This is a genomic window from Pedobacter gandavensis, from assembly GCF_014172405.1.
GTDB classification, from domain to species: Bacteria; Bacteroidota; Bacteroidia; order Sphingobacteriales; family Sphingobacteriaceae; genus Pedobacter; species Pedobacter gandavensis.
This window is the reverse complement of sequence record NZ_WNXC01000005.1, coordinates 269401-295690: the sequence shown is the minus strand read 5'-3', so window position 1 is coordinate 295690 and position 26290 is coordinate 269401. Positions and strand designations below refer to the sequence as shown.

Annotated in this window: 25 protein-coding genes and 1 tRNA gene; 13 read left to right on the top strand and 13 right to left on the bottom strand. The window is 39.6% G+C overall.

Annotated features, from left to right (window positions below; translation table 11 throughout):
* Positions 1-99: 99 nt before the first annotated feature.
* On the bottom strand, positions 100-1107 hold the full coding sequence (locus GM920_RS15405) for a TlpA disulfide reductase family protein (protein ID WP_182959077.1): 1008 nt from the start codon (positions 1105-1107) through the stop codon (positions 100-102).
* Between the two features lie 171 nt (positions 1108-1278).
* On the opposite strand from GM920_RS15405, the gene GM920_RS15400 reads away from it, so the two are divergent.
* The 3 genes from GM920_RS15400 (at position 1279) to GM920_RS15390 (ending at position 3257) form a co-directional block, all read left to right on the top strand.
* A complete protein-coding gene (locus GM920_RS15400) occupies positions 1279-1872 on the top strand; it encodes a 2OG-Fe(II) oxygenase (RefSeq protein WP_182959075.1) in 594 nt (197 codons plus the stop codon).
* A 139-nt stretch (positions 1873-2011) separates the two neighbouring features.
* Entirely contained in the window at positions 2012-2443 is a 432-nt protein-coding gene (locus GM920_RS15395; RefSeq protein WP_182959073.1) for an SRPBCC family protein, read from the top strand.
* A gap of 115 nt (positions 2444-2558) precedes the next feature.
* A complete protein-coding gene (locus tag GM920_RS15390; RefSeq protein WP_182959071.1) occupies positions 2559-3257 on the top strand; it encodes a hypothetical protein in 699 nt (232 codons plus the stop codon).
* Between the two features lie 106 nt (positions 3258-3363).
* Here GM920_RS15390 and GM920_RS15385 read toward each other — a convergent pair whose 3' ends face one another.
* The 3 genes from GM920_RS15385 to GM920_RS15375 form a co-directional block, all read right to left on the bottom strand.
* A complete protein-coding gene (locus GM920_RS15385) occupies positions 3364-3636 on the bottom strand; it encodes a hypothetical protein (protein ID WP_182959069.1) in 273 nt (90 codons plus the stop codon).
* A 152-nt stretch (positions 3637-3788) separates the two neighbouring features.
* The gene (locus tag GM920_RS15380; RefSeq protein ID WP_182959066.1) at positions 3789-4601 is read right to left on the bottom strand and encodes a slipin family protein; all 813 of its coding nucleotides are present in this window, start codon (positions 4599-4601) and stop codon (positions 3789-3791) included.
* Between the two features lie 30 nt (positions 4602-4631).
* Entirely contained in the window at positions 4632-5918 is a 1287-nt protein-coding gene (locus tag GM920_RS15375) for an NfeD family protein (RefSeq protein WP_182959064.1), read from the bottom strand.
* 297 nt (positions 5919-6215) lie between these two features.
* Between GM920_RS15375 and GM920_RS15370 the strand changes: the two genes are divergently transcribed.
* Positions 6216-6650: a CBS domain-containing protein gene (locus GM920_RS15370; protein WP_182959061.1), complete on the top strand. Its 435-nt coding sequence runs from the start codon at positions 6216-6218 to the stop codon at positions 6648-6650.
* A gap of 193 nt (positions 6651-6843) precedes the next feature.
* On the opposite strand, the gene GM920_RS15365 is transcribed toward GM920_RS15370, so the two are convergent.
* The 3 genes from GM920_RS15365 to GM920_RS15355 all read right to left on the bottom strand — a co-directional run bounded on the left by GM920_RS15365 (position 6844) and on the right by GM920_RS15355 (position 8969).
* Positions 6844-6931 (bottom strand) — tRNA-Ser (locus tag GM920_RS15365).
* 48 nt (positions 6932-6979) lie between these two features.
* A complete protein-coding gene (gene pyk / locus GM920_RS15360) occupies positions 6980-8410 on the bottom strand; it encodes a pyruvate kinase (protein WP_182959058.1) in 1431 nt (476 codons plus the stop codon).
* Between the two features lie 139 nt (positions 8411-8549).
* Positions 8550-8969, bottom strand: coding sequence for an IPExxxVDY family protein (locus GM920_RS15355; protein WP_182959055.1), 420 nt, complete (start codon positions 8967-8969; stop codon positions 8550-8552).
* Between the two features lie 159 nt (positions 8970-9128).
* On the opposite strand from GM920_RS15355, the gene GM920_RS15350 reads away from it, so the two are divergent.
* The 3 genes from GM920_RS15350 (at position 9129) to rnc (ending at position 11437) form a co-directional block, all read left to right on the top strand.
* Positions 9129-9365: an acyl carrier protein gene (locus GM920_RS15350; RefSeq protein WP_008241990.1), complete on the top strand. Its 237-nt coding sequence runs from the start codon at positions 9129-9131 to the stop codon at positions 9363-9365.
* A 28-nt stretch (positions 9366-9393) separates the two neighbouring features.
* Positions 9394-10647 carry a beta-ketoacyl-ACP synthase II gene (gene fabF / locus GM920_RS15345; RefSeq protein WP_062546457.1) on the top strand — a complete coding sequence of 418 codons (1254 nt, stop codon included), beginning with the start codon at positions 9394-9396 and terminating at the stop codon, positions 10645-10647.
* A gap of 61 nt (positions 10648-10708) precedes the next feature.
* Positions 10709-11437, top strand: a complete 729-nt coding sequence (rnc, locus tag GM920_RS15340; RefSeq protein ID WP_182959053.1) for a ribonuclease III — start codon at positions 10709-10711, stop codon at positions 11435-11437.
* Between the two features lies 1 nt (position 11438).
* On the opposite strand, the gene GM920_RS15335 is transcribed toward rnc, so the two are convergent.
* Complete coding sequence (locus GM920_RS15335) at positions 11439-12155, bottom strand: hypothetical protein (protein ID WP_182959051.1); 717 nt, start codon at positions 12153-12155, stop codon at positions 11439-11441.
* Positions 12156-12386: 231 nt separating this feature from the next.
* Between GM920_RS15335 and GM920_RS15330 the strand changes: the two genes are divergently transcribed.
* Genes GM920_RS15330 through nadD form a run of 3 tightly spaced genes read left to right on the top strand, consistent with a single transcriptional unit; the run spans position 12387 to position 14402 of the window.
* Entirely contained in the window at positions 12387-13250 is an 864-nt protein-coding gene (locus tag GM920_RS15330) for a YicC/YloC family endoribonuclease (protein WP_182959240.1), read from the top strand.
* Between the two features lie 6 nt (positions 13251-13256).
* On the top strand, positions 13257-13829 hold the full coding sequence (gene gmk, locus GM920_RS15325; RefSeq protein WP_182959049.1) for a guanylate kinase: 573 nt from the start codon (positions 13257-13259) through the stop codon (positions 13827-13829).
* Positions 13830-14402 carry a nicotinate (nicotinamide) nucleotide adenylyltransferase gene (gene nadD, locus GM920_RS15320; RefSeq protein ID WP_182959047.1) on the top strand — a complete coding sequence of 191 codons (573 nt, stop codon included), beginning with the start codon at positions 13830-13832 and terminating at the stop codon, positions 14400-14402.
* A 15-nt stretch (positions 14403-14417) separates the two neighbouring features.
* On the opposite strand, the gene GM920_RS15315 is transcribed toward nadD, so the two are convergent.
* Complete coding sequence (locus GM920_RS15315) at positions 14418-15131, bottom strand: SAM-dependent methyltransferase (RefSeq protein WP_182959045.1); 714 nt, start codon at positions 15129-15131, stop codon at positions 14418-14420.
* Between the two features lie 298 nt (positions 15132-15429).
* On the opposite strand from GM920_RS15315, the gene GM920_RS15310 reads away from it, so the two are divergent.
* A complete protein-coding gene (locus tag GM920_RS15310; protein ID WP_182959043.1) occupies positions 15430-16773 on the top strand; it encodes a DUF6600 domain-containing protein in 1344 nt (447 codons plus the stop codon).
* Between the two features lie 150 nt (positions 16774-16923).
* Positions 16924-18504 (top strand): peptide chain release factor 3, encoded by a 1581-nt coding sequence (locus tag GM920_RS15305; protein ID WP_182959041.1) that lies wholly within the window; start codon positions 16924-16926, stop codon positions 18502-18504.
* 143 nt (positions 18505-18647) lie between these two features.
* On the opposite strand, the gene GM920_RS15300 is transcribed toward GM920_RS15305, so the two are convergent.
* Together GM920_RS15300 and argH are read right to left on the bottom strand one after the other, a co-directional pair.
* Complete coding sequence (locus GM920_RS15300) at positions 18648-19901, bottom strand: pyridoxal phosphate-dependent aminotransferase (protein WP_182959039.1); 1254 nt, start codon at positions 19899-19901, stop codon at positions 18648-18650.
* Positions 19902-19925: 24 nt separating this feature from the next.
* Positions 19926-21257 (bottom strand): argininosuccinate lyase, encoded by a 1332-nt coding sequence (gene argH / locus GM920_RS15295; RefSeq protein WP_182959037.1) that lies wholly within the window; start codon positions 21255-21257, stop codon positions 19926-19928.
* A gap of 148 nt (positions 21258-21405) precedes the next feature.
* Here argH and GM920_RS15290 point away from each other — a divergent pair, with 148 nt between their 5' ends.
* A complete protein-coding gene (locus GM920_RS15290; RefSeq protein WP_182959035.1) occupies positions 21406-24273 on the top strand; it encodes a S9 family peptidase in 2868 nt (955 codons plus the stop codon).
* A gap of 117 nt (positions 24274-24390) precedes the next feature.
* Here the strand turns inward: GM920_RS15290 and GM920_RS15285 are convergent, their stop codons facing one another.
* Together GM920_RS15285 and proC are read right to left on the bottom strand one after the other, a co-directional pair.
* Positions 24391-25458, bottom strand: a complete 1068-nt coding sequence (locus tag GM920_RS15285; RefSeq protein ID WP_182959033.1) for a M20 family metallo-hydrolase — start codon at positions 25456-25458, stop codon at positions 24391-24393.
* 5 nt (positions 25459-25463) lie between these two features.
* The gene (gene proC / locus GM920_RS15280; RefSeq protein ID WP_182959031.1) at positions 25464-26282 is read right to left on the bottom strand and encodes a pyrroline-5-carboxylate reductase; all 819 of its coding nucleotides are present in this window, start codon (positions 26280-26282) and stop codon (positions 25464-25466) included.
* Positions 26283-26290: the final 8 nt, after the last annotated feature.

Genomic DNA, 26290 nt, shown 5'->3' with positions numbered 1-26290 from the left:
TTATAAAAGGCAATATCTCAAAAAATAAATGCCTGTTCAACAAGGATGAACAGGCATTTATTTTTTCCCTCATTTACGAAGAAATGAACACGAATAATTTTACTTTGTTTCCGCCAATGAGCTAGCTAAAAGCGTTGCTAACTTTTTCTCCAGTTCTTCACCGCTTAGGTTTCTTGCAATAATTACTCCATTAGGATCGATCAATACATTTGCAGGGATCGCTCTTACGCCATACAACTTTGCCCCGGCGCTGTTCCAAAAGGTCAGGTCTGAAACATGAGTCCAGCTCAGGTTGTCATCTTTAATTCCTTTTAACCAGGCCTCTTTTGATTTATCTAAAGACACCGCGAAGATGTCAAATCCTTTTTCATGATATTTTTGATAGGCTTTTACCAGATTTGGATTTTCTCTTCTGCATGGTCCGCACCAAGAAGCCCAAAAATCAAGCAACAGATATTTCCCAAAATGATCGGAAAGTTTAATCGTTTTTCCTTCCGGCGTATTTCCTTCAAAATCCGGTGCTTTTTTTCCAATACTTACCGAGTTCAACACGTTCACCAAATCTTTCAATACCGCAACATATGGTGTGTTTTGCAAAGAAGGATCCAGTAATTGCAAGTTTTGGCTGATTTCTTCTGGAGTCAATCTGTAGGAGAAATCTCTGTATAATACATAAGCAGCCACTAAAGAGTTTGGATTCTTTTTGATGAATTCGTCAATTTTAACGTCTTTTTCTTTCTTATAATCGGTAAACAGATCATTGGAAACAGAGCCAGTCACCACCGAATTTCTATAATATTTCTCTGGATCAAGTGTTACATTAACCTGGCCTTTCTCCAGGAAAACATACAATGGACTTTCCTCTTTATCAAGAGTTAGACCATACAATTCAGGCAATTTAAGGCTTTTATTGAACTTAAATGTCCCGTTTTTTACTTCTGCTGAATCCAGCGTCCTAAACATTTTATTATCAAATTTCTGAAGGTATACTTTCCCTGATGTTGCCCCTTTAACTGTTCCGGTAATGGCAACTTTACTATTATCTTGTGCAAAAACGGTAGTACTGCTCAGCAGTAATCCAAAAATGGCAAACTTAAATATGTTCATGTTATTGAGCTGGTTTAATCCTTTAATGGCACAAAGATAATTAAATAAACTACAAATTCCATAGACTTTTATACTACAGCAAACCTTATTGAAATACAATTAGTTACCGCTAATTAAAACTACCTTCACCAGATAAGGGCAATTATGCCCTGATCGCGCCGCACCTTTCCATTGGAAAAAATATTTAATACGCTAATTGACAGCTTTATAAACAATAAGGTTGGCATAGCAGACCTCTTTTTAAATGATCAGTTATCCAGTCATTTAAAAACCAACCTAACACGGCTTTACCAGGGAAACCTGCTTTTATCCGCAGGAACAGGCAACGATACTGTTGTCGTCCAGGACAAATTATTTCGAAGTGATCGGATTTACTGGCTGGACAGGGCGCACAATGACCCCCATGAAAATGCCTTTTTTGACCTCATGGATAGTTTTGTGAGCCACCTGAACAGCACCTGCTACACGGGAATTACAGGATATGAATTCCATTATACCTTATATGAGACAGGCAGTTTCTACAAGAAACACCTGGATCAATTTCGAACGAATGTAAGCAGGCAATACTCCATGATTATGTACCTCAATACAGATTGGCAACTTGCTGATGGAGGGGAACTGTGCATTCATCATGCAGACACCCTACAGCATATTTCGCCGATGAACGGGAAGAGTGTTTTCTTTAAAAGCAGCGAATTGGAGCATGAAGTTTTGATGACTAATAAGCCCAGAATGAGCATTACCGGCTGGTTAAAAATCGGATAAATGAGCCTTATTTAATTTAAATCAACAAAATAGGATACGCGCTAATGTCGCGAATTCCCCCTCAGATTGTCGCTACTACCCACAGAAAATAAATACAATAGCATTAACTTTGATTCATCAACCAATTAAAGAAACGAAAATGACGACACAAGATCAAAACGTAATTACGGTAACAGCTACTGTAAATGCACCAATTGAAACTGTTTGGAAAGCCTGGAGCACGCCATCAGACATTATTAAATGGAATTCAGCTTCCGAAGACTGGCATACGCCAACTGCGGAAAATGATTTACGACCAGGTGGGAAATTCAGCTCAAGAATGGAAGCCAGAGATGGTAGTTTTGGTTTTGACTTTGGCGGGGTTTATGATGAAGTGGTTCCTTATGAATTGATTAGCTATACCCTCGGGGATGACAGAAAGGTAAAAATCAACTTTGAAAAAAATATCGATGGAGTAAAAATCACAGAGCGTTTCGATGCAGAAAGCACGAATTCAAAAGAAATGCAAAGAGATGGCTGGCAAGCAATTCTAAATAATTTTAAAAAATATGTAGAAGCTTCCGGCAACTAATCGCATGGCTCAGGTGAATAGAATTACAGACCTGTAACGTCTTTTACAGAGATCACAGGTCTGCAATTCCTATATTTGCCCGCAGATTCTATCAATATCCTGCCTATTTTCCCCTATGATGAAGTTCCCTGTATTTATTTTATCCCTATTTTTAGCTGTTAATACCGTTTTCACCTCAAATGCGCAAAGTAAACTGATCTTTGAACAAGATTTTAAAAAGAATCAGCTTCAAAAAAAATGGCTGACAGTTAATGGAAGTTGGGAAATTAAGGATGCGGAGCTTCATGCAAGCAAGGATATCAACTGGGCGATTTTACTCGCGAACAAACCTTTACCAGAAGACTATATTTTAACGTTTTCTGCCATTGCAGAACCAAAAACCTACCTTTTTGAAGTCATGCTGAACTTAAATGGTTCAAAATTTCTTGGAATTCTTCTCAATCAATTGGAAAACAGGGTCGCTATTGAAGACCGATCATTATTTGCAAACTTAGAAAACAGGGGTTCATTTATCCACAGCAGCGGTCATATTGGTACGATGCCTAAGGTAAAAAGAACCACACAACATGATTGGCAAGACTGGAAAATACAAAGATCAGGAAATCAATTTTTCATCTGGATCAACCAGGAAGCCGTAATCTCCTTTAAAGACAGTACTGGTTTTGTAAAGCCTAAAGGACAGTTTGGATTCGCTTTTAACGGCAAAGGAGCCATTAAGAACCTCAAGTTATGGAAACTAAAAGGAGAAAGCGCCCTACCTCCTCAAAACTTTAAAAACCTTCCACTAATAAAACCTTTTTTCGTTTTCGAGTAAGCGATCGCATATACCCAGAGACCCATCTCTTCTTCCTGTCTCATTGGATGAAAAAGGAAGAACAGACAAATCAGCAATGGTATTTAAGAAAAGAAGCTGTGATTTCTTAAGCTTTAAAGGTCGCTTTAAAGGCTTCTCTGCAATCCAAATCAACTTCTATTGGCATACCATCTTTAATATAAAGTTGGGTTAATCCTTCGTGATTTTGGAAGTAACGGAAATAGTTTTGAATTCTATCCGGCTTGTCACCTGTATCTTTATTGGTATGCCCGCTAAACCAACGATCATATTTTAGAGCAATTTGTTTAAGCTTTTCCTCAAACTCTAGTCTCTTCTTCTCATCTGCACCTTGGTGCAACTCTTTTGTAATATCGCTCATAATCAGGTAAAAGCGCAATGTACGGTTAATAAATTGCTTATTTTTAGAAAGGGGTTTTAAAGGCACTTAAAGGGCTATTAAAAAATTGACGTTTTAGAAAAAACACCTGTAAATCCCTGAATCACAAAATAAAAGTAAAATTCCAAGAGTAGCTAAAGCTCCTTTTTTTCGGCAGCATCGCCTGGAGGGTTTTCCTTAGGCTGGATCTCAACAGCGGGTTGCATAAAAGGTTTCAAGAGGTCAATAGGAACGGGAAAAATGGTTGTAGAATTATTTTCCGTAGCAATCTCCCGCAGCGTTTGCAAATAGCGCAAGGTCAGGGCACTTGGTTGTTCACTCAATATTTTTGCGGCATCAGACAAGCGTTGCGAAGCTTGATACTCCCCTTCGGCAGAAATCACTTTTGAACGTCTTTCCCGTTCTGCTTCCGCCTGTTTGGCCATAGCACGTTGCATTTCCTGAGGAAGATCTATTTGTTTTACCTCTACCGCGGTTACCTTTATTCCCCATGGCTCCGTTTTCAGATCGATGATTTGTTGTAAGTGGAGGTTAATTTTATCGCGTTGAGAAAGGAGATCATCCAACTCAGACTGGCCAAGCACACTTCGTAATGTCGTCTGTGAAAATTGAGACGTTGCCGTTAAATAGTTTTCCACCTCCACCACCGCACGCTGAGGGTCAATTACCCTAAAATAGATGACCGCATTGACCTTTATAGAGACATTATCCCTGGTGATGACGTCTTGTGGCGGTACATCCATCACCACAATACGCAATGAAATCCGGACCATTTTATCAATAAAAGGAATCAGAATGACCAGTCCCGGCCCCTTTGCTCCCTTATCAAGGACACGACCCAAACGAAAAATAACACCCCGCTCATATTCACGGAGAATTCGGATTGCACCGGCAAGTACAATAATGGCAAAAAAAACGAGTACCATTGACAATACATTGTAAAACATAAACACCTCCTTTTATTTAAAAAATATTGATCAGGCCTGCCCAACTGGCTCTACAAATAGTGTAAGTCCCTTAATCCTGACCACCTTTACCCGCTCAGATATGCTAATTTTTCCAGTCAGGGATTCAGCAATCCACACTTCTCCGTTTATCTCTACTTGTCCATAAGGATCTAGCTGACTTAGCACTTCTCCAGTTTTTCCCAGTAATAACTGAATGCCAGTTACCGTTTTTAGCCGCTGTGCCTTTATACCCAGACCAATCACACAGAGAAAGAAAACTGTAAAAACTAAGGTCACGGACGTTATAATTCCACTGGAAATTTTAATCATGTCCAAAGAAGAGCTTGATTTGAACAGCATCATAGAGCCCAGAAGAAGAGAGGCGACCCCACCAGTTGCAAGAAAGCCATGACTGGTTATTTTAATTTCTAATAGGAATAGCAGCAGTGCAAAGGCGATTAATAGCAAACCAGCATAATTAACGGGTAAGGTGTTCATCGCATAAAATGCAAGAATCAAACTAATTACACCCACGATACCCGGCAAAATTGCCCCTGGATTGAATAGCTCAAAACAGATTCCAATCATACCCAGCATCAGTAAAAGGTAAGCAACATCAGGAATACTGATGAAATCCAGCAGTTTTTCGGCCACAGACATTTTCACATATTGAATGGTTGCACCCTTGGTATGCAAAGTTACCTGACCCGTATTTAACTCCACCATCCTGCCATCTATCTGGTTGAGCAGAGCCCTTTCGTTCCATGCAATATCATCGATCACTTTCAATTTCAGGGCTTCATTTTCCGTAATAGCCAGGCTGTTTCTAACTGCATCTTCGGGCCATTTCAAATTCCGTTTTCGTTTTTCTGCGATGCTTCGAATAAATGCAGCGGCATCATTGGTTGCTTTTACATTCATCACTGAATCTGTTTGGCCGACCAGACTGATGGGGTGTGCTGCGCCAATATTAGTTCCAGGCGCCATCGCAGCAATATGAGCAGCAAGCGTAATAAAAACGCCTGCTGAGCCAGCATGGGCACCAGAAGGCGCCACATAAACCACTACTGGAAGCGGTGCTACCAGAATATCACTAACAATACTACGGGTGGACTGTAGTAATCCTCCTGGTGTATTCAGCTTAATCACCAGACACACTGCCCTATCCTTAGCTGCTTTTTCAATCTCATCATGAATAAAAGAAGCAGATACTGGATTAATTGCCCCATCAATTTTGACCACAACTACCTTTTGTGCGGACAGGAACAGGGGAAGACCACCTAGAAAAACCAAGAAGAAAAAAATCTTACTTTTCATACTCATTGCAGTTTTATCAGCTATAAGTTTTTCAAAATCACAGAAAGAAAACCAAGGGGACGGTTATTTTAACCAATATCAGGATTACCAAATACTGGGCGGAAAGGCAATTATAAAAAAGAAACACTACTCCTGAAACAGGCTGTAAATCAATAACAAACAATTGAAACATTTGATTTACAAATTGAAAAATTAACTGCATTATGTACTCTTTTTATTAAAATAAGCCTTAACTTTAATACACCCAACCCTATTGAATCATTGTACACCAAATCTGTCATAGAAAGGAGTTCAATTATGGGAAAAGTTAGAAATATCTTACAAGGCAAAACCCATCCCAACGTCTATTTAAGTCCAGAGACCACAGTCTTTGAAGCACTAGAGTTAATGTTTGAAAAAAACATAGGATCCATTCTGGTCATGGATCAGGAAAAGTTTAAGGGGATTTTCACGGAACGAGATTACGCAAGAAAGGTCATTCTAAAAGGAAAATCTTCCAAAAATATTCCAGTTAGTGAAATCATGACTAAAAATCCACTTACAGTATCTTCAGACAACACGATCGAAGAATGTATGTGGCTGATGACCAACAAATTTGTCCGACACCTTCCCGTCATAGATCATGGTAAACTGAGCGGAATCATTTCCATTGGTGACGTAGTAAAATACATCATTGAAGAGCAAAAATTCATTATCGGAAACCTGGAACATTACATTACAGGTAGCGTATAGCCTATTTTTTTTTGTGTTTTTATCTTAAAAGTAAGTCATGAGCTCATCGAATACTCCTATTGCCCCAATTTGGCCATTCCTTATATGTGGCGCTTTTGTATTGACCTTAAATCGGGGAGATGGGTGGATATAAAAAAAGGGTTATTCCTTATGGAATAACCCTTTTCTACTTTTTAAGGTACAATCTTAACAGCGGAGAGAGAGGGATTCGAACCCTCGATACCCTTTTGAGGTACACACGCTTTCCAAGCGTGCTCCTTCAGCCACTCGGACATCTCTCCTTTTTTGCGGATTGCAAAAGTAGAAAAAATTTTGATTGCTACAAGAGATTAATCAATTACCGTAATTTTCAACATATTGGTTTTCCCTTTTTTCTCCATTGGGATTGCCGCTGTGTTGATGATTACATCACCTTTTTTAATCATTTTGTATTCTTTTAGCAAGTTATTTACGTCCTGAATGGTATCATCAGTACTGTCAAACTTATCGTAGTAGAAGCCTTGAACACCCCATAATAAGCTTAAAGTATTTAGTAGAGATACATTGCTGGTGAAGATATAAGTTAATGCTTTTGGTCTGTGACTTGAAATTTCGAAGGCAGTATAACCACTTACAGTCATAGAAACGATACCAACAGCGTTTGTTTGTTTTGATAAGAAACAAGCAGTATCGCAAATTGCATCGCTTAGGAAGCTTTCAGATTTCGGTTTAAGGAACTTTTCCGGGTGGAATGGATAGTTGTTAACCTCGATGTTCTGAATGATTTTCTGCATAGTTTCGATAACAATCAGTGGAAATTCACCTACTGAAGTCTCTCCGCTAAGCATTACAGCATCTGCACCATCAAGTACTGAGTTAGCCACGTCATTCACCTCTGCACGTGTTGGCCTTGGTGTAGTGATCATGCTTTCCAGCATTTGCGTAGCAATAATTACAGGTTTAGAAGCTGCTCTACACTTCTGAACGATCATTTTTTGCAACAACGGTACTTCTTCCATTGGCATTTCAACACCCAGGTCACCACGGGCCACCATGATACCATCTGAAACAGCAATGATTTCATCAATATTAGCAATTGCTTCCGGTTTTTCAATCTTCGCAATTACACGGGCAGTTTTACCTCTTTGTTTGATAATTTCTTTTAATTCTACGATGTCTGCAGCGTTACGAACAAAAGAAAGTCCGATCCATTCTACATCATTTTCCAATACAAACTCTAAGTTTTTACGATCTTCTACCGTTAGAGAAGGGATAGAAACTTTAGTATTTGGAAGGTTTACCCCTTTTCTTGAAGTCAGGATACCACCATGAACGATCTCACACACTACCTCATCAACAAGGTTAGTTTCGATCACTCTCATTTGAAGTTTACCATCATCTAACAAGATGATCTCACCTGGTTTAACGTCTTGAGGGAAGGTGTTATACGTGATGTAGATACGCTCTTCGTTACCGATACATTCTTTGGTCGTGATGACCGTCTTGTTACCATTAACTAAGTGAATACCACCATCTTTTACCATTCCAATTCTAATCTTAGGACCCTGTAAATCTGCCAGAATACCTACGTTATAATTGTGTTTTTTATTAAGACTGCGGATGGTATTTAGAACTTCCTGGTGATCTGCCTGAGAACCGTGTGAGAAGTTTAATCTGCATACGTCAAGTCCGGCATTAAACATGCTAAATAAAACTTCTGGTTTAGCTGAAGCAGGACCGAGCGTCGCTACGATTTTTGTTCTGGAATGAAATGGTTTCATTTTGGTTACTTAAATTTATATGGACCAACAAAATGAAGGTTCTGATGTCGAAAACCGATGTTGGCCTGGTTATTAATATTTTATTTCTGAATCTTATAAAATCAAATATAGTGTATTTAATACACCTTCAATATAAAATTTACATTACCAAATTTTCCCGGGACTTTAGTTTTTTTGGATCTATTTGCGCAGCTACCTGAATATCAGCCAGTTTGTTCAGCCCGGTTAAAATAAAATTTAGGTCTTCTTTGTCAATATACTGATGAATTATCATAAAAAAGTCAACTTTATTCATTTCTGGAATTAAAAATCCTTCTGCGTTGCGATTATTGATGATATAGTACTCGATTTCGCCCTGTTCTACAAAAAAATAATACTTCGAAAAAGCCAGGGGATTCTCATCCACATTGAAGTAAACCTCGTGATCTTCAATCTTTTCGAAGTCGAAATTTAAGCTGGTATTGACCTTATGACAGAGCATATAATCCTTCAACGAGGCTGTAATGGCGATTAAAACAAAATCAAGATCTAAGGACAGTTTTAAATAAGTTTTGTTCAAAACACACTTTTTTACGGGAATTACAAAATTATAAAACTAATTTTACATTAATGTTCAAAATAAAAACATTAAAATTGGAAGAGAAATAAAAACATTTGAAATGTGTAATTATTTATTTTTCTTTGCACTGAATTATTTAACCATTAAATTATAAACATTATGTCTGATATTGCTTCAAGAGTTAAGGCTATTATCGTTGAAAAATTAGGTGTGGATGAAAACGAAGTTACACCAGAAGCTTCTTTCACTAACGACTTAGGTGCTGATTCTTTAGATACAGTAGAGCTTATTATGGAGTTCGAAAAAGAATTCAATGTAGCGATTCCTGATGATCAGGCTGAAACTATTGGTACTGTTGGTCAAGCAATTGCTTACTTAGAGAAAAACGTTAAGTAAAAATACGGTCTCCGTATAATCCGTATAAATGGAATTAAAAAGAGTAGTAGTTACAGGGTTGGGTGCGCTCACTCCAATTGGCAATACGATCCCAGAATTCTGGGATGGTTTGCTGAATGGCGTGAGCGGCGCTGGCCCTATTACAGGTTTTGACACATCAAAGTTCAAGACGAAGTTTGCATGTGAACTTAAAAACTTCAACCCTGAAGATTTTTTGGACAAAAAAGAAGCCCGCAAGTTAGATCCATTTGTTCAATACGCTTTAGTATCAACAGATGAGGCTGTTAAGGATGGTAATTTTGATTTTTCACAATTAGATTGCAATCGTATAGGCGTTATCTGGGGATCAGGTATTGGCGGTTTTAAAACATTTCAGGACGAAATGAAGAACTTCTTTTTAGGCGATGGTACACCTCGTATAAATCCGTTCTTCATCCCTAAGGTAATTATTGACATCGTTCCGGGCCATATTTCCATAAAATATGGGTTACGCGGACCGAATTTTGCCACTGTTTCAGCCTGTGCTTCATCCACTAACGCCATGATTGATGCTTACAACTATATTCGTTTGAATATGTGTGACGTGATCATTAGCGGAGGTTCTGAAGCCATCATTAATGAGGCTGGAATCGGAGGATTCAATGCAATGCATGCGCTATCTACTAGAAATGATGATCCAAAAACAGCTTCAAGGCCGTTTGACAAAGACAGAGATGGATTTGTTGCCGGTGAAGGTGCAGGAACGATCATTCTTGAAGAACTGGAACATGCAAAAAAACGCGGTGCGAAAATCTATGCTGAATTAGTAGGCGGAGGAATGAGCGCGGATGCGAATCACATTACCGCACCTCATCCTCAAGGACTTGGCGCGAGAATGGTAATGTCAAATGCTTTAAAAGATGCAGGTTTAACTACCGCAGATATTGATTATATCAATGTCCATGGTACGTCTACCCCATTGGGAGATATCTCCGAAAGCAGGGCTATTGTTGATCTATTTGGAGAGGATGCTTACAAACTAAACATCAGTTCGACAAAATCAATGACAGGCCATTTACTAGGTGCTGCAGGTGCTATTGAAGCTATTGCTGCAATCCTTGCTGTCCAGAATGATATAGTACCACCAACGATCAATCACTTTACTGATGATCCGGAATGTGATCCTAAATTAAACTTCACGTTCAACAAGGCTCAAAAACGCACCATTCGTGCTGCACAAAGCAACACTTTTGGCTTCGGTGGTCATAATGCATCTGTGATATTCAAAAAGTACGAAGAATAATAATTAGTCTCTGTAAAAGGAGACTATTCACAAATATGATCCATAATTTTTGTAACAATTAATGCCGTTATTCGACCTATACAAGCTTTATTTTTCAACAGATAAGGTCTTTATAAAAAAGCTAAAAAATATTTTAGGCTTTGTTCCTGGAAATACTGTTTTATACAAAATGGCATTCAGGCACAGGTCTGTAGCAAAAGTTCTGAAGAACGGAAGCAGAAGCAGTAATGAACGTCTTGAGTTTCTTGGAGACGCGATTTTAGGTTCTGTTATCGCAGAAGTACTTTTCAAAGCCTATCCTTACAAAGAAGAAGGCTTTTTAACGGAAATGCGTTCGAAAATCGTGAACAGGGCTAATCTAAATCAGCTCGCACGTAAAATGGGTTTTGACCAGCTCATGGTCTTTGATCAGAAAGCGGTAAACATTCAGACTAAACATCACTCCATGCTTGGAGATGCTTTTGAGGCTTTAGTTGGTGCAGTTTATTTGGATAAAGGATATAATTATACCAAAGATTTCTTATTAAAAAGAATCATTAAGCCTTACATCGACATCCATACTCTGGAACTTACAGAAACGAACTTCAAGAGCAAATTGATTGAATGGTGCCAGCGTCATGGAAAAGATATTACTTTTGACATGATTCAAAACACAGAAGGAGATAGCGCTAAACTATTTACAATCAGCGCTGTTGTAGAGGGCGAAAGTTATGGGGTTGGCCGTGATTACAATAAGAAAAACGCGGAGAAGCTTGCGGCAGAAAAAGCATGTGAAGCCCTTTCTATTTAATTTAGGGATTCTTTTTTAAGGAATCCTTGTATTTTTTATACGAATCACGAATGTATTTTATGGCATCGTATTCCGCCCAGTTTTGAGTTTTTTCATATTCAGGCCTGTAATTGAGCATAAAATCTTCCAGTTCCTTCCCTTTAAGGTCCGTATGGCTCTGAATCAATGCTTCATTAAAAACACCGTCTACCTGACTTTGCTTAATTTCATTGTCGTAGTACCTTCCAAATCTTCTGGCGTTCTTAGGGGTACGTCCAAAAAGCTCATACATTGCTGTTAAGGGTTGAAAAATATACGCCAAAAGCGGCGGCTTCCCTTGGTAAAAAGACCCCTTATTTCTAAATTCCCGCTTGATATCATTCAGCTCCTGCTTTTTTGTTTGTCCAACAATTTTCACCTCCTCTAAGGTTGCTCCTCTATTTAGATAAATTGTCAGGTCTGCAGTTGTAAATACGCCAGCTTCTCCATCGGAATAGTCCTTTTTAATCACCAATAAGCTATCTCCTACCGCTGATTTCAATTGAAAAAGCCCCAAATCACTGGTAAATACGGTATATCCATTGCGTTTATTAATCACCTGGGCATTTTGTATTCTTGTGTTTGTTCCCCGCTCTTTCACCACTCCACGCAGCAAAAACTCTTGTTGAGAGAATGCTGACGGCGTCGCCGCAAAGAAAAACAGGCCAAATGACCATGTTAGGAGATGTAGAAACTTCATTTTGTATAGTTTTTTTGTAAACTTAACTATTGTTTTTCAACCGAATGCGTTAAAAAAAGTTAAAATAACCATTAATGACGTTATTTTAACCATATACACGGCTTGGTATCTGTTGTATTTTTAACAAAAAAAAGAGAAAAAGGTTAGATACCAATGAGATCTCAGCGTCATTAAGTAACATAGGTTTAATCATTTTAACAATAAATTATATCTTTGCACATGATAAAATCAATGACGGGCTTTGGCCTGGCCTCTACTGATCATGAAAACATCAAGTTTGCAGTAGAGATTAAGTCTTTAAACAGTAAGTTTTTAGAACTCAACTTAAAACTTCCCAGAGCTTTTTCCGAAAAGGAGTTGTTATTGCGTAACGTTTGCAGTAAAGAGATTGAGCGCGGAAAAGTAAGTGTTTCTATTAACATCGACCGTGGTGAAGAAAGTCTGAAAGGTGCAACAATCAATGCTGCGTTATTGAGCAAATATTATAAGCAACTGGAAGCCATTAATGTGGATCTGGGTGCAAATTCTACCAATCTCTTACAAGCCGTTTTAACCTTTCCTGAGGTCATCAGCTACCAGGAAGAGGAAATCAATGAAGGTGATTGGGATATCTTATACAGTACATTCAATAAAGCTTTAGACAGCTTTAATCAGTTCAGACTTACTGAAGGAAACGTGTTAAAGACGGATCTAGAACTGAGAATCAAAAATATCTTACAGTTTTTTGCGCAGGTGGAAGAATTAGAACCCCTAAGGATTCCGCAGATCAGGGCTAGATTGAACCAGTTTTTAGAAGAAAACGTAGGTAAGATCAACGTTGATCAGAACCGTTTAGAGCAAGAATTGATCTATTACATTGACAAATTAGACATTACCGAAGAAAAAACACGCCTGAAAAGCCATTGTGATTATTTTACACAGACTTTAAAAAGCAAGGACGCAAACGGTAAAAAATTAGGATTCATCTCCCAAGAAATTGGTAGAGAAATCAATACTATGGGTGCTAAAGCAAATGACGCACAGATACAACAGTTAGTAGTAGGGATGAAAGAAGAGCTGGAGAAAATTAAAGAACAACTATTAAACGTTTTATAAGTAAGCATGACACAAGGTAAACTCATTATATTTTCTGCACCATCTGGCGCAGGCAAAACCACTATCGTAAAACACCTATTACAGAAATTTCCTTCTTTAAGCTTTTCTATTTCAGCCACTACACGTCCGGCAAGGGGAGATGAGGAACATGAAAAGGATTATTATTTTATCTCTCAAGAGAGCTTTCTCCATAAAGTAGCGCATCAGGAGTTTGTAGAATTCGAAGAAGTATACAATGGCACTTTTTATGGCACATTGAGGTCTGAGATAGAGCGTATCTGGAATACCGGCAAACATGTAATTTTTGACATTGACGTGGAAGGTGGCTTGCGCCTTAAACGTAAATACGAAAATGATGCTTTGGCTATATTTGTTCAGCCACCCTCTTTAGAGATCTTAAAAGAGCGTTTAACCGGAAGAGGAACTGATAGTCCGGAAAAACTTCAGGAACGCTTTACAAAGGCGGAAAAAGAATTGGCCTATGCTGATAAATTTGATGTCATTTTGAAAAATTATGATCTGGAAACTGCTTGTAAAGAAGCGGAAAAGCTAGTGGGTGACTTTATCAATAAAAAATAGATGAAAACAGGGTTATTTTTTGGTTCATTTAATCCCATCCATATCGGGCACCTGATCATCGCCAATTACATGGCGTGTTTTACAGGGCTTAAGGAGGTATGGTTGGTGGTTTCACCACATAATCCCCTGAAAAATAAAAACGGACTTACAAATATGTACGACCGCCTGGAAATGGCTAAACTAGCTACAGAAGGTGCAGATCACATTAAAGTGAGTGACATTGAATTTGGCCTTCCTCAACCCTCATATACCATTGATACCTTGGCTTACCTTCAGGAAAAATATCCTGGAAAGGAGTTCGTGCTGATCATGGGTGCAGACAACCTCAGTTCACTTAAAAAGTGGAAGAATTATGAAACACTGCTCAAAAATTATGAGATTTATGTCTACCCAAGACCAGGTGTAGACGTAAAAGAGTGGGAAAATCATCCTTCAATTACCATAACAGATACCCCACAAATGGACATTTCTTCTACCTTTATTCGCAAAGCGTTAAAAGATGGAAGAAATGTTCAATTTTTTGTTCCGGATAATGTCTTGTCCTTCATGGATAATAAAAACATGTACCGCTAGGCCTAATTGCCTCGGTTATGCTGGTTTATACAGCAAAAAGATCGTTGGCTTTTTATGAAGGTCGATACGTTCCTTCTTCCAAAATGTCACCGATAATGTTTTAATGTATTCTTCCTCCCCATTGATATTGGAAGCCACACATAACATTGCATGTGCAGAAGCATTTTTCAATACATCTTCAAACAAATGGTTATTTCTGAAAGGAGTCTCCATAAAAATCTGCGTTTGCTTGTTTTTTGTCGACTGTAACTCGATTTCTTTTATTTTTTTTGCTCTTTCAACTTTATCAATTGGTAGGTATCCATGGAACGTAAAACTTTGTCCGTTAAATCCTGAAGCCATTAAAGCCTGCAGAATAGAACTTGGGCCTACCAAAGGAACTACTTTAATCCCTCTTCTATGTGCTTCAGCAACGATTTCAGCACCTGGATCTGCTACACCCGGGCATCCGGCTTCACTCATTAGACCTACATCTTTTCCAGCGGTTAATTCTTTGAAATAAGGCGCTAAAGAGGCATTACGCTGATGTTTGCCATAATCATGAACCACCAGCTCACTCTGTGGCATTTTCAATCCAGCCTCTTTCAAAAATTTTCTGGCGGATTTCTCATTCTCCACAATATAAGTACTGATGGAATTAATGGTATCACCTAGAAAAGGAGTAAAAGATTTCTGAGCAGCATTTTCTGCCAGAGGTACAGGTATCAAAAATAAAGTGCCTTTTTGCATAAGTTGTGTTTTGTTTACAAAAGAAGAAAATATATTCTTGGAAAGAGCAAGACCTGGGATTTAATATTACAATCTGACCGTATTTTAACGATGATAAAAAATATTTTTCACTAATTTGGCGATAAAATCAGACCTATCCAGCGAATTAAATGTTCGCATAAACCTTCAAAAAGCCAATATTGTTAGGTAAATCTTCCTAATCCTAATGTAATATTTCTTTCGAGCTTTAAACTTTTCTTAGGATTTGGAACTCAAATTGATATATCAATACCGTTAGGTAAATTAAACACACACACAAATGAAAAAGTTAATCAAATTACCGACAATTGTGCTGGGGCTTTTGCTCCTCCTCACCGGTTTCACGCAGCGCGCTATGGCGCAAGATGATGAGGTATCGCTCCAATCATTTTATGATGAGCTTTCTCCCTATGGCACTTGGATACAGGATCCGCAATACGGATACGTATGGAGGCCAGATGTTGACGACCAGGATTTTAGACCTTATTATAGCAATGGCCGATGGGCAATGACAGAATATGGTAATACTTGGGTCTCAGATTATGATTGGGGATGGGCACCATTTCACTACGGAAGATGGGTCTATAACCGTTACGGACAGTGGTTATGGATTCCTGATACCGTTTGGGGGCCTGCATGGGTAACCTGGAGAAGCGGCGGTGGATATTATGGATGGGCACCTTTAAGCCCTGGCCTAAATATCAACATCAATATAGGCATTCCGGATAACTGGTGGGTATTTATCCCTCAGGCAAACATTTATTACAATAGATTTCCAAGGTATTATTCTCGTAGAAATGTGACTATTATTCACAATACGACAATCATTAATAATACTTATGTAAGAGGTAGAAGAACATATTACACTGGTCCGAGGGTAGATGATGTGAGGCGTGCCACCAGAGGGGATGTACCTATATATCGTGTAAACAGAACGGATAGAGCGGGAAGAAGTGAAATCAGGGGCAATGAACTGGACATCTACAATCCTAGAGTTTCGAGAACAAATCGGGGATCAGTGGAAGCACCAAGAAACGCAATTAAAGGTGACGCCAACTTAACCAGAGGTGATCGTACTTCTCCGGCAAACTCTTCTACCATTGGTCGTCCATCCAGAAATGAAGCGACGGCTGGAAATGGAAATCCAGGCGCAGACCGAACAGGAAGAGGAGATCGGGGAAATGCAAATGTAAACCCACCTACGAATAACACAACTGAGCGAGATAATACCGGCAACAACAGGCCTTCTAGAGATAACAACAGACCTGCAACCTTACCGAACAGAAACCCTGATGTAAATCAGTCGCAACCTGACCGGACTTATTCTGGAAGGGAAAACCGTCCCTCTAGAATGCCGAATGCGCCTCAAAATGTTCCGCAACAGCAAACAGCACCACAACAGCAGGTGCCACAGCCTCAAGCCAGACCACAGCGTGAACAAAGGGCAGAAAGGCCAATGCCACAGCAACAGCCGCAACAACAACGCCAGCCAGAGCCACAAAGACAACCTCAGGCACAACCGCAAAGAATGGAAAGGCAGGAACGTCAAAGTGCGCCTCCCCGTTCAGAAGGTCGCAGCAGCGAAGGCAGATCTGAAGGCGAAAGAAGATCCGGAAGAGGATAATTTTTGAAAATCATTAAAAACCGGTCAGCGATGGCCGGTTTTTTAGTGTTCAGCCCTGCTGATCCGAAGCACTATAGGAAGCGATACGATTTCTTTTATATATTATATTTATCTTTGCAGCCTCATCAAGCACAACAGGCTTAATTCTTTATGATTCACCCAGAAATAGAAAAACGAAAAACATTCGCTATTATCAGTCACCCCGATGCCGGTAAAACTACCCTTACAGAGAAGTTTTTACTCTTTGGAGGTGCAATTAATACAGCCGGAGCGGTTAAACGTAACAAGGCCAACCAAAGCAATACTTCCGATTTTATGGAAATTGAGAAACAGCGTGGAATTTCCGTAGCGACCTCTGTAATGGGCTTTGAATATAGTGGAAAACGCATTAATATATTAGATACACCAGGTCACAAGGACTTCGCGGAAGACACTTACCGTACTTTATCTGCTGTAGATAGTGTTATTTTGGTGGTCGACTGTGTAAAAGGTGTGGAAGAGCAGACCGAAAAATTGATGGCAGTTTGCCGCATGCGGAATACCCCAGTGATCATCTTTGTGAATAAGATGGACCGTGAGGGTAAAGATGCTTTCGATCTGTTAGACGAAATTGAGAATAAATTGAACATCAGTCTTTGTCCTTTGTCATGGCCAATTGGTCAAGGCCATACCTTCAAAGGGGTGTATAGCATCTATAATAATCACCTGAATCTTTTTGAGGCTGATAAAACTAAAATCAGTGAATCTGTTGTGGAGGTAAATGATCTGAATGATCCTAACCTAAGTAATTTCCTGAAACCAAAAGAACTTGATGGCCTGAAAGGTGACCTGGAATTGGTAGATGGTGTTTATGGTCAGCTAGACAAAAGTATGTACACGGAAGGCCTACTTGCCCCTGTGTTTTTTGGTAGTGCAATCAATAACTTCGGGATTAAAGAATTGTTAGATACTTTCGTTCAGATTGCACCTAGCCCTAGAAGCAGAGAGGCAGAAGAGCGTGAAGTGAAAGTAGATGAAAAGAACTTTAGTGGTTTTGTATTTAAAATTCATGCCAACTTAGACCCAAAACACCGTGACCGTATCGCCTTTTTAAGGGTTTGCTCTGGAAAATTTGAGCGAAACAAATTCTATTACCATACGCGTCAGGGTAAAAAATTGAAATTCTCGAACCCAATGGATTTCATGGCCAATGAGAAGAGTATTGTAGAAGAAGCATGGCCTGGAGATGTTGTTGGATTATACGACAGTGGAAACTTTAAAATTGGAGACACCTTAACTGAAGGCGAACAGTTGAAATTTAAGGGCATTCCTAGCTTCTCTCCTGAGATATTTAAAGAAGTAGAGAATAGAGATCCATTACGTACAAAACAGCTGGAAAAAGGCATCCAGCAGCTTACTGAGGAAGGTGTTGCACAATTATTTATTGCACAACCGGGTAACCGTAAGATTATTGGTGCAGTTGGTGAGCTTCAGTTTGAGGTAATTGCTTTCCGTCTGGAGCATGAGTATGGTGCTAAAGCGCATTTCCGTACCTTGAGTTATGGCCGTTCGAATTGGGTTACCTCGAAAGACAAGAAAAAATTAGAAGAATTCCTGAAAAGGAAACAGCAACATATTGGTGAAGATAAGGATGGCAATCCAGTATTCCTTGCGGATAATGATTTCATGATCAATATGACCATGCGTGATTATCCGGATATTGAATTCCACAAAACGTCGGAGTTTAAATAAGCTGATGAAATACTCCGAATGGAGTTAAACATAAAATGCCCCCAAAATTTGGGGGCATTTCTTTTATCAGCAAGTTTTCATTTAAGCAATTGCGACCGCTAGGTTATTAGCACTAAACAAAGCTTTTCACTTTACAAGCTTTATTACTTCAGTTTACTCAAAGCGGCTTTGATTCTTGGAATCATATTTTCAATATCACTCAAAGAGCAACCTCCAACAGAAGCACGGAACCAGTTTACGGTTTCATCTGTTCCAAACGCAGAGAAAGGAACTAAAGCCACCTGAGCTTCTTTAATCAGGTAGAAGTTTACATCTGCACTGTTTTTCAACACTTCACCTTCGGGCGTCGTTTTACCGATATAGTCGATTTTTAGCGTCAGGTAGATTGCGCCCATAGGAATCACTGCATCTACAGCAAATCCTTCTGTTTTCAATTGCTGAAAACCATTGTAAAGAGCATCAAGGCTGTTTTGAACTTGTTTTTTGAATGAGCTCAGGTATTGATCTACCAGGTTTGCATTTTTAAAATATTTTGCAACGGCCACCTGCTCTGCTTTAGGTGCCCATGCTCCGATATGACCTAGGATTGATTTCATTTTACCAATGATTTTTTCTGGTCCAAAACCCCATCCTACACGAACTCCTGTCGCAGATAAACATTTAGAAATCCCATCAATATAAATTACATAATCTTTCAATTCCGGTCGTAAGCTCACTGGATTTATATGCTCCTTACCAAAAGTCAATAGAGAATAAATCTGGTCATACATGATATATAAAGGCTTTTCATCAGGTGATCTGCTATCATTCTCTGCAATTACCACATCGCAAATCTCTTCCAACTGCGCTTTGGTAAACATCGTCCCGGTAGGATTCAGCGGAGAACATAAAGCCAATAGCGTTGCTCCTTTCAAATGAGGCTTTAACTGTGCCGCGGTAGGCATAAAGTTATTTTCAACTGTGGTTTCCACAGCAATTCCTTTTGCCGAAGAAAGGTGACAATAGTGGTTATTATTCCATGATGGTGCCGGATAAATCACTTTATCTCCAGGATCGATTAACGCCAGATAAGTTGCATAAATTAGAGGGCGTGAACCGCCTGCAACCAGAATATCCTGAGTCGTATAGCTTAACGCATACCGATCTTTTAAAACTCCAACCACGGTTTCACGCAAGGGCAAGATCCCATCAGCAGGAGGGTAATTGGTTTGATTGTGGTGATAAGCATCAATAATCTCCTCTTTCAGTTCAGCTGGAATTGGAAAAATAGAAGGGTCGAAATCACCGATAGTCAGGTTTGCAATCTCTGCACCCTTTCGCTTCATTTCATTTACTTCGTTTCCAATTTTAATGATTTCTGAACCGATAAGCGTGTTGGCTAATACTGATACTTTCATTGTATTTTATTTATATATGAATAATTAAGCCAGCAATTTCTCAATTGCGGCAGTCGTTTTCTCAAATTTAAACTGGGAGAGCACTTCATTCATCATGTCCTTAATTTCAGGATTGCAAAGATTCCCAATACTACCTTCATGAGTATGATTCAACTGCGTAGATGGTGAAAATGTACCATTCTCAATCGATTCCCCGACAATTTTGTAAGCCTCTCTAAAAGGCACACCTTGTAAAGCCAGTTCATTTACTACTTCAACGCTGAACAGGTAAGCATATTTTTTATCTGCAAGGATTTCCTCTTTAATACGAATATGTTGCAGCATATAAGTGGTCATTTCCAGGCACTCATTCAAGGAAGTGATGGCCGGGAAAAGGTTCTCTTTCAGCAACTGCAGATCACGGTGGTAACCTGAAGGCAAATTGGTGGTCATCAATGCAATTTCATTTGGCAATGCCTGAATTTTATTACATCTGGAACGAATAAGTTCAAAAACATCCGGGTTCTTTTTGTGAGGCATGATGCTCGATCCGGTAGTCAATTCATCAGGGAAACTAATGAATCCGAAATTTTGGTTGATAAACAAACAAACATCCATCGCCATTTTAGCTAAGGAAGCGGCTACAGAAGACATCGCCTGTGCCAATACACGTTCTGTTTTCCCCCTCCCCATCTGTGCGTAAACCACATTATAATTGAGTCTTTCGAAGCCCAATAGTTCTGTAGTCATAGTTCTATTTAAAGGAAAGGATGAGCCATAACCTGCTGCAGATCCCAACGGATTCTTGTTACAGATTTTATAAGCGGCCAGCATCAATTCCATGTCATCTACCAGACTTTCTGCATAAGCACCGAACCATAAACCGAAAGAAGAAGGCATGGCGATTTGTAAATGCGTATATCCTGGAAGCAATTTATCTTTATGGGTATTACTCAGTTCTATTAGTTGTTCAAAAAGAACCGTGGTATTGCCCACCATCTCTTCAATACAGCTTCTGAAATAAAGTTTTAAATCTACCAGAACCTGGTCATTACGAGAGCGTCCGCTATGAATTTTCTTCCCTGCTTCCCCTATGCGTTGTGTCAGCAACCATTCTACCTGCGAGTGCACATCTTCTACGGTATCATCGATAGTGAATTTCCCTGCGGCGATATCCGAGTAGATATGTTTGAGTTCTTTTTGTATATCTAAAAGCTCCGATGCGGTTAGTAATCCAATACTTTCCAGCATTTCCACATGGGCTAAAGAGCCTAACACATCAAAAGCAGCCATTTGCAAATCCAGTTCCCTGTCTTTACCTACGGTAAAAGTTTCAATATCTTTATTTACGTCTACGTTTTTTTGCCAAATCTTCATTGATCAATCTATAGTTTAGGTTCTTTAAAGGCTAAAGGTATTTTGCAAAAATACAATAATTACGCTATAAAGGAGGAGTGTACAATATTCTTGTCACATTGGAATATTGTTAAACTAAAACAATAATTTAGTAGAAACCTTAACCATAATGAACAGAATCAAGTATTCACTCTTACTGTTGATCCTGCCCTTCGCAACAAGCGTTCTTGCACAACAGAAACCAGCACTGAGTTGGAAAGAAGTCTCCAAATGGAATTCCATCAGAAGCAATACCTATAGCCTCTCTCCTAACGGACAGTGGTTATCTTGGGCAAAAGGCCCTACTGAAGGGGATCTTCAAACCGTCATCCGAAAAATATCAGACACCAGTAATTTCAGTTACCCGATTGGCGCAACAGCTTCGCCTGTGGTCTATTCTAAAGACTCGAAATATGCTGCATTTAAAGTTTCGGCGAAAGATACAGAGGTCAAAGCCGCAAAGAAAACAATGAAACCACTTTACGATCAATTGGTATTGGTTTCCTTACCGGGCAATCAAAAGACAACTTTTGAAAAAGTAAAGAATTTCAACTTCTCTGCGGATAATCCGGAATGGCTGGCGATCCATTTTACCGCAGCGGAGAATGCATCAAAAGATAAAGATGCACCGAAAGGAACCGATCTTTTGCTTTATCAAATGAATACAAAAAAGAGCTTCAATCTGGGCAATGTATCCGAATACTCTTTCAATAAAGCGGGTACCGTCCTGGCTTACATCATTGATGCCAATGGACAAAATGGGAATGGAATTTTCATTAGAGATATGAAAACCGGACTCATTACAGCTTTAGAAAATGACAAGGCAAATTACAAGAGCATCAACTGGAATGAGAATGGAGATGCATTCGCCCTACTCAAGTCCAACAAAAATGACAAATTCAAAGACGCTGTTTTTTCGGTGATCGGCATTCATAAAATTGCTGGAGAATTGAGCCATAAAATCACTTTCAGTGGACTAAGTCTGAAGAACTTCCCTACGGACATGGGAATCAGTGGAAATGGGCTACCTGCCTGGTCAGAGGATCAGAGCACATTATTCTTCGGCATCACTACTCAGGAAAAGAAAACAGATAGTACCAATAAAGATAAATCCGGGGAGAAATTGAAAGATAAAACCAAGGCAGATACTACCGGAAAGTCTAAAATGGACAACAAAGCTTTGGCAAAAGCCGATATTGAAAAGCCAGATATGATCATTTGGAACTGGCAGGATAAACGCCTTCAATCGGCGCAACAAACACAGGAAACCAGAGACAAAAACTACAGTTACCTGAGTTCCTATCGCATTGCGGATCAAAAATTCAGTCAATTGGCAGATAGCACGTTAAAAACCGTATTTGTGGGCCCCAAAAACCTATATGCCATCGGCTATGACAATTCTAATTATGAGTTGATGGGCAATTTGGACGGGCAAGGTTATACGGACATCTATGTCATTGACTTAAAGACAGGTTCAAAAAAACGTATTTTCGAAAAATTCTATACCGCAGGAAGAGGACTGTTGAGCATGGCTCCGAATGGAAAATGGGCTAGTTTCAGCAAAGATGGCGCCTTTTACAGTATCAATTTAGAAAGTGGGCAACAATACAACTTGACCAAAAACATCAAGGCTTCCTTTGTAGATGAATTAGACGATCACAATGTCTTGAAACCATCTACGTCGAACTTTGGCTGGTCTGCGGACTCCAAGTATGCCTTGATCAAAGACAACTATGATCTCTGGCGTATTTCGGCGGATGGAAAAACTGCAATTTCCCTTTCTGAAAACTGGAAAAGTAAAAAACAGGAAGTCCAGGGAAAATCCTTCAATTACCCAAAAGAAAAGGGAATAGACTTAAGTAAAGATCAGTATTTTACAATTTTCAATAACCAGAATAAAAAATCAGGAATTGGCCTCTTAGAGGCTGGTAAAAACAGCATCAAACCACTTTTCTTAGATGATCATATTTATAACGGAGTAAGCAAAGCAACAGATGGAAATGTTTTCATTTACATGAAACAGGACAATGAGAATTCACCAGAAGTTTATGCAACTAACTCGGCTAACCTGACCAGCGCAAAACAGGTTACCCGAAACACACCAGATCAAGCAAAGTACGCCTGGTCTAAAGGTGTTAAGCTCATCAACTATCTGAGTGCAAACGGTGATTCTTTGCAGGCAGTATTATACCTCCCTGCCAATTATCAGGAAGGAAAAAGTTATCCAACCATCACCTATATCTACGAGCGCTTAACAGATCAAATGAATACTTACGCCATGCCTGTTTTTCCTGGTGGAGGTTTCAACCGCGCAATGTATACCAGCAATGGCTATGCAGTTTTAATGCCGGATATTAAATATAAACTAAATGATCCGGGAATGTCGGCTGTTGCATGCGTAGTTCCAGCAGTAAAAGCTGCAATTGCTACAGGCGTCGTTGATGAAAAAAGAGTAGCCATCCATGGTCATTCCTGGGGAGGTTATCAGACTTCATTTTTGATCACTCAAACCAACATTTTCAAGGCAGCGGCAGCAGGTGCTCCCTTAACCAATATGATCAGTATGTATAGTTTGATATATTGGAACAGCGGAGGCACAAACCAGGCTATTTTTGAAGCAAGTCAGGGTAGATTAACGCCAGGATACTGGGACAATTGGGATGCCTTTACGCGCAACTCTCCTATATATCACATCAAAAAAGTACAAACGCCCTTATTACTACTGCATAACGACAAAGACGGCGCTGTGGATTACACACAAGGTATTGAATATTATAACGGACTAAGAAGGTTAAATAAACCGGTTGTTATGATCACTTATCGTGGAGAGAACCATGGGATTGCTAAATTACCGAACCGTAAAGATTACGCCGTTCGCATGATGGAATATTTCGATTATATGCTAAAAGATAAACCTGCCCCAGATTGGTGGGCAAAAGGAATCAACCGCTCGGATATGGAAAAACACCTGGAAGCCAGAGCATTTGAAAATGAATAATAATAATAATAATAACGAAACAGGCCGCAACACTTCACTGGTGTTGCGGCCTGTTGATTATAAAAAAGAGACTATGACACTATTCGATAAGGTTTGTTAGTTATGGAGAACCAGACTTTATTTTCCGTTAATCACTGGTTTTAACATTTCTATATAAAGTTTAATGCCTTCTTCTACCTCCTTTACAAACACATATTCGTCTGCCATATGTGAGCGTGCAGAATCACCAGGCCCAACTTTCAAAGAAGGGATGCTCAATAGCGCTTGATCGGAAGTTGTTGGCGAGCCATAAGTTGTTCTTCCCAAAGCAATTCCTGAAAGCACAATTGGATGTTGTTTATCAATCGAAGAAGGCTTCAGGCGAATTGATCTTGGCGTAACGCTACAATCCACATTTGTTCTAATAATTTTCAACACCTCTTCATTGGTATAGGCATCAGAAACCCGCACATCTACTGTAAAAGTACAGGTTGCAGGCACCACATTGTGTTGAGAACCTGCATTGATAATGGTAACCGACATTTTCAAAGGACCAAACATTTCCGACACCTTAGAAAAACGATAACTGCGGAACCATTCAATATCCTTCAAAGCTTTATAAATCGCATTGTCACCTTCCTCTCGGGCAGCATGACCTGCTTTTCCGGTCGAAACACAATCTAAAACGAGCAAACCACGTTCTGCAACTGCTAAATTCATTAGCGTAGGCTCACCCACAATTGCAAATTCTAATGCTCCAAGATCTGGGAGGACACATTCCAGGCCGTTATTTCCAGAGATTTCCTCCTCCGCAGTGGCTGCCAGACACACATTATAGCTCAATCCCTCTTGCTCATAGAAGTAAAGGAAGGTTGCTATAAGCGAAACGAGGCATCCTCCTGCATCATTACTCCCCAATCCATATAATTTACCATCTTCAACAGTTGGCGCGAAAGGATCGCGTGTATAGCCAGAATTTGGCTTCACCGTATCATGGTGTGAGTTTAAAAGCATGGTCGGCTTTGTCGGATCAAAATGCTTGTTATAAGCCCACACATTATTCAATTTGCGCTGAGTTTTTACCTCGCGCGTCTGCAAAAACTGTTCAATTACATCAGCGGTTTGATCTTCTTCTTTAGAAAAAGAAGAGATGCTAATCAATTGTTTCAACAGTTCTAAACTATCTTTTTGCAGTTGTTCTATCATAATTTTTATTCTTTGGTATATAAAGCGCCGGCTTTTTGTGCCGACAACTTGATGCCTTTAATTAAAGAAGAGCTAAAGCCGTTATGCTCCATCTCATTTAATCCGGCAATGGTACAGCCTTTCGGCGAAGTTACTTTATCTATTTCCTGTTCCGGGTGCGACTGCATCTGTAACAGCAAGTCTGCGGCTCCTTTTGCGGTCTGAACCGCCATTTTTAGCGCTTCATCTGCATGGAACCCAATTTCTACCCCGCCCTGCGAAGCTGCTCTGATCCCTCTTAGAAAGAAAGCAATGCCACAGGCACAAAGGGCTGTCGCGGCTGTCATCAGATCTTCATTTATTTTCACTACCGCACCTACTGTTTCAAACATACGGGTCACCTCTTCCATATATTCTGCTGAAGCCTGATCCGTTGCAATGCAGGTCATGGATTGCCCGATGGCAATGGCCGTATTTGGCATTGCCCGCACCACCTGTGCTTCAGCTCCCAATTTATTCCTGATGTCTGCACAGCTGACACCGGAGGCTACCGAGATAAAAAGATGTTTTTTCAAATCTATTGCAGGGCGAATCTGATCCATCAACTGGTTTAACTGCTGGGGTAAAACCGCCAGTACAACAACATCTGCAGTAGCAACAACTGCTGCATTATCGCCACTAACCACAAAGCCTTGTTCGGCAAAGGGGCTTAGATGATCTACATTTCTCCTGGTTAAACTAATCTGACCGGGCTTTGCATAATTTGCTTTTACTAGTCCCTTGGCCAGAGAAATGCCAATATTTCCGCTTCCTAAAATGGCGATGTTGCCGTTAAACTGTTTCATCTTATTAT

Coding starts and splice junctions, on each gene's coding strand:
- GM920_RS15405 (WP_182959077.1), bottom strand. CDS start 1,107: ATGAACATATTTAAGTTTGCCATTTTTGGATTACTGCTGAGCAGTACT.
- GM920_RS15395 (WP_182959073.1), top strand. CDS start 2,012: ATGACGACACAAGATCAAAACGTAATTACGGTAACAGCTACTGTAAAT.
- GM920_RS15390 (WP_182959071.1), top strand. CDS start 2,559: ATGATGAAGTTCCCTGTATTTATTTTATCCCTATTTTTAGCTGTTAAT.
- GM920_RS15385 (WP_182959069.1), bottom strand. CDS start 3,636: ATGAGCGATATTACAAAAGAGTTGCACCAAGGTGCAGATGAGAAGAAG.
- GM920_RS15380 (WP_182959066.1), bottom strand. CDS start 4,601: ATGTTTTACAATGTATTGTCAATGGTACTCGTTTTTTTTGCCATTATT.
- GM920_RS15375 (WP_182959064.1), bottom strand. CDS start 5,918: ATGAAAAGTAAGATTTTTTTCTTCTTGGTTTTTCTAGGTGGTCTTCCC.
- GM920_RS15370 (WP_182959061.1), top strand. CDS start 6,216: ATGGGAAAAGTTAGAAATATCTTACAAGGCAAAACCCATCCCAACGTC.
- pyk (WP_182959058.1), bottom strand. CDS start 8,410: ATGAAACCATTTCATTCCAGAACAAAAATCGTAGCGACGCTCGGTCCT.
- GM920_RS15350 (WP_008241990.1), top strand. CDS start 9,129: ATGTCTGATATTGCTTCAAGAGTTAAGGCTATTATCGTTGAAAAATTA.
- fabF (WP_062546457.1), top strand. CDS start 9,394: ATGGAATTAAAAAGAGTAGTAGTTACAGGGTTGGGTGCGCTCACTCCA.
- rnc (WP_182959053.1), top strand. CDS start 10,709: ATGCCGTTATTCGACCTATACAAGCTTTATTTTTCAACAGATAAGGTC.
- GM920_RS15335 (WP_182959051.1), bottom strand. CDS start 12,155: ATGAAGTTTCTACATCTCCTAACATGGTCATTTGGCCTGTTTTTCTTT.
- GM920_RS15330 (WP_182959240.1), top strand. CDS start 12,387: ATGACGGGCTTTGGCCTGGCCTCTACTGATCATGAAAACATCAAGTTT.
- gmk (WP_182959049.1), top strand. CDS start 13,257: ATGACACAAGGTAAACTCATTATATTTTCTGCACCATCTGGCGCAGGC.
- nadD (WP_182959047.1), top strand. CDS start 13,830: ATGAAAACAGGGTTATTTTTTGGTTCATTTAATCCCATCCATATCGGG.
- GM920_RS15315 (WP_182959045.1), bottom strand. CDS start 15,131: ATGCAAAAAGGCACTTTATTTTTGATACCTGTACCTCTGGCAGAAAAT.
- GM920_RS15310 (WP_182959043.1), top strand. CDS start 15,430: ATGAAAAAGTTAATCAAATTACCGACAATTGTGCTGGGGCTTTTGCTC.
- GM920_RS15305 (WP_182959041.1), top strand. CDS start 16,924: ATGATTCACCCAGAAATAGAAAAACGAAAAACATTCGCTATTATCAGT.
- GM920_RS15300 (WP_182959039.1), bottom strand. CDS start 19,901: ATGAAAGTATCAGTATTAGCCAACACGCTTATCGGTTCAGAAATCATT.
- argH (WP_182959037.1), bottom strand. CDS start 21,257: ATGAAGATTTGGCAAAAAAACGTAGACGTAAATAAAGATATTGAAACT.
- GM920_RS15290 (WP_182959035.1), top strand. CDS start 21,406: ATGAACAGAATCAAGTATTCACTCTTACTGTTGATCCTGCCCTTCGCA.
- GM920_RS15285 (WP_182959033.1), bottom strand. CDS start 25,458: ATGATAGAACAACTGCAAAAAGATAGTTTAGAACTGTTGAAACAATTG.
- proC (WP_182959031.1), bottom strand. CDS start 26,282: ATGAAACAGTTTAACGGCAACATCGCCATTTTAGGAAGCGGAAATATT.